The sequence below is a fragment of the Mesorhizobium sp. M4B.F.Ca.ET.143.01.1.1 genome (assembly GCF_004792275.1).
Lineage (GTDB): Bacteria > Pseudomonadota > Alphaproteobacteria > Rhizobiales > Rhizobiaceae > Mesorhizobium > Mesorhizobium abyssinicae.
Genome location: NZ_SRSR01000263.1, coordinates 1 through 312 on the forward strand (window position 1 = coordinate 1; position 312 = coordinate 312).

General features: G+C 64.4%; 1 protein-coding gene. It reads right to left on the bottom strand.

The genetic code is table 11. The features are described 5' to 3' along the window. A partial coding sequence (locus tag EN786_RS36915) for an MBL fold metallo-hydrolase (RefSeq protein ID WP_135910164.1) occupies positions 1-312 on the bottom strand: 312 nt, incomplete at both ends.

Genomic DNA, 312 nt, shown 5'->3' on the forward strand with positions numbered 1-312 from the left:
GGACGGAATCCGATAGTCGGCCGCCTTCCAGTCCGGCGCCGGCAGTTTCGAGACGGCGCCGTCGAGATTGTGGAACATGTAGGCGTAGGTGACGGCATCATCCATGCCGTGGAACTGAGCCGCGCTCATCCTCGGCCCCATGCGCAGCGGAAATTCATGCAGCGAGCCGACATGGTCGAGATGGATGTGCGTGGCGACGACGATGAGCGGCTTGCCGGTCGGCGTGTCGATCTGAGGCGCCAGCGGGCAGATGCCCATGCCGGTGTCGACCAGAAGGTCGGCGTCGCGCCCCTTCAGATGCCACATATTGGC